The organism is Vibrio sp. 10N.286.52.C3, from assembly GCF_041468865.1.
Classification (GTDB): Bacteria; Pseudomonadota; Gammaproteobacteria; order Enterobacterales; family Vibrionaceae; genus Vibrio; species Vibrio crassostreae_C.
Genome location: NZ_JBFRJM010000048.1, coordinates 1 through 2,290 on the forward strand (window position 1 = coordinate 1; position 2,290 = coordinate 2,290).

Here is a 2,290-nt window from a genome sequence, read left to right on the forward strand (position 1 = left end):
TAACAAATAAGGATTAAGGTGTTGCGCAGCCAACACTAAATCCCGAGTGTTGAACAAGCCCGAAGCCACTTTGTTAAGTAAATTGTACGATTGAACTTGAAGGGCACATCGCTTTGAGGCTTTTCTCAAGGCGAGCGGGGTCAAGATAAGGTTGCGATAGCAATCTTATCAACCAGTTAGCTATTTTTCGTTTCTTTCGTCGTCACATCTCCTTTGATTTCGTCAATGCCATTCTCCTTATTATCAAATGCCTTTCGGCTACATGGGTCGGCTCACTCCAACACACGCCATCTCATGCTCACAGCAAGGGCAGATTCTTATCGCTTTGCTCCTTATCGGTGCCGTTAGCGGCGGCATCATATAGACCAAGTTCAATAACAGCAGTTGAATGCGGGCTCTTAAGGCGTGAGCTTGACCACGTAAAAATCCGTAGTCTCGTACTCTCTGCAACCCTTTGGGCAGCACGTGTTGCAAAATGAGCAGCAAAAACTTCAGAATGGGCAAGGTGCGCGTTCGCCATGCATTGGTCTGACTCTCTTTATAGCGGAAGGTGACAGTATCATCTGTGATACTGATGATGTCTTCATCAGGCAGCACACCGCGATAGAGATAGCGCGCCAAATAGTTGAGTGCAGCCTGACCGTATCCTACTTGTCTGCAATCGACCACCCATTGTTTGGGTATGCCACTCGGCAGCCACAACGTTGGGTGTTGATTAATGGCCTCTAGCATTCTTGCTCGCCATACTTTGGCCAAAGCAAACGCGTTGAAGAGGTAATGCTTGTTGCCTTTGTGCCACGTTTGCCTCGACGCGTCGTATTGGCCTGCCGCCACGATAATGTGCAGATGTGGGTGCAAGTTTCGTTGTCGGCTGTGAGTATGCAACACGGCGGTAAAACCAAGTTCACCTTGCCGTTGTCGGTTGGCAAAATCCTTTAATACCCCTGATGCCACCTTAAACATACCGTTATATATCGCTTTAGGTTGATGTCTTGCCAGCACTCTCAATTGATACGGTAAAGTGAAGGTCACCATGAAATAGTGAACAGGTAACCGTTTTTGCTGTTGACGCTGTAGCCAGTCAGAAGTGGTGCGTTGTTGGCATTGAGGGCAATGGCGATGACCACAAGAAAGAGGCAATCGGTCATCGTGATGGCAGTGACTGCAGAACCATTGTGAGCGTCCTTGTTGCTCTGTTTTGCAACGGAGCATCGCCCCAATAGCTCGATGCATATCGCCATTTATCTGCGCATGATAGTGATGCTTAAGCGCACTATCATGCTGGCGAAGCAGTTCAATGAAAGTACTCATTTTATGCTCCATGTTAAGTCTAGATCATCCGTTAATTGGTTGATGGCCATTGCCGCATCACGCTGCTTTATCTGAGTCATTCGGGTGTATCGTGCCGTGGTGTTGAGGCTTGCATGACCGAGCAGTGATTGCAGTGAACGCAGGTCGACTCCTTGCTCAAGTAAGTGCGTTGCGAAGCAATGTCTGAGTGAATGAGGACTCGCATGCTTTTTGATACCACACTCTTTAAGTACAAGTTTCATCGTCTTTTGAATTCCGCCACGATCCATGGGGGTGTCGTGACATGTACCAAGTCCAGGAAATAAGTAGCAAGGATGCTTATGGGTAAGCCAGTGCGTGCGGAGTGCCTTAAGCGTTCGCTGCGGAAGCGGCACCATTCGGTCTTTTCCGCCTTTTCCTTCCCGTATGTGAACGCGCATTGTTTGGCTGTCGATATCATGAACCGTAAGATTTAATCCCTCACTGAGTCGTAACCCCATGCTGTACAGAGTAAGAAAAAACACCTGATAACGTGCTTGTCGAGTGTGAGTAATCAGCGAGCTGACTTGCTGTGGTGTCAGTATGTCGGGCAGTCGTTTTACTTGTGGCGGCTTGACGATATTGAGCCACTCCCACTGTTTATCGAGCGTGTAGCGATAGAAAAACTGCAAGCCATTACGATCGAGTTTTATGGTGCTCCACGAGTGGGTTTGAATAAGAGACGCGAAGAACTGTTTGAGGTCAGAGGTCGTTAATGTATCAGGGGCTCGGTCGAAATGAGCGGTGATCCGACGAACCGCACGGGAATAGGCATCAATGGTCGCGGGTCGTTTACCTTGCAGCTTTAGGTTGGTAAGGTGTTGTTCATAAAGGGTGTTGTAGCGTTTTAAGTCATCGGGTTTCATGGGGTTACTCCTGTGAACGACCATCAGGGTGATGGTGTTACAAGAGTATGGTTTGCACTCGTTTTACTCTGCCGCGTAGCGGCTTCGTTCAACAA

2 protein-coding genes are annotated in these 2,290 nt (G+C 48.3%); both read right to left on the bottom strand.

Translation table 11 applies throughout. From position 1 onward, the window contains the following. Positions 1-258 precede the first annotated feature (258 nt). Positions 259-1,311 carry a transposase gene (locus AB4138_RS16130; protein ID WP_372306826.1) on the bottom strand — a complete coding sequence of 351 codons (1,053 nt, stop codon included), beginning with the start codon at positions 1,309-1,311 and terminating at the stop codon, positions 259-261. Beyond that, entirely contained in the window at positions 1,308-2,195 is an 888-nt protein-coding gene (locus AB4138_RS16135) for a site-specific integrase (RefSeq protein ID WP_017080449.1), read from the bottom strand. Before AB4138_RS16135 ends, AB4138_RS16130 begins: the two co-directional genes overlap by 4 nt. Between the last annotated feature and the right edge of the window lie 95 nt (positions 2,196-2,290).

Bases quoted from the DNA above. Each gene is read 5' to 3' on its own strand.
- AB4138_RS16130 (WP_372306826.1), bottom strand. From the start codon at position 1,311: ATGAGTACTTTCATTGAACTGCTTCGCCAGCATGATAGTGCGCTTAAG.
- AB4138_RS16135 (WP_017080449.1), bottom strand. From the start codon at position 2,195: ATGAAACCCGATGACTTAAAACGCTACAACACCCTTTATGAACAACAC.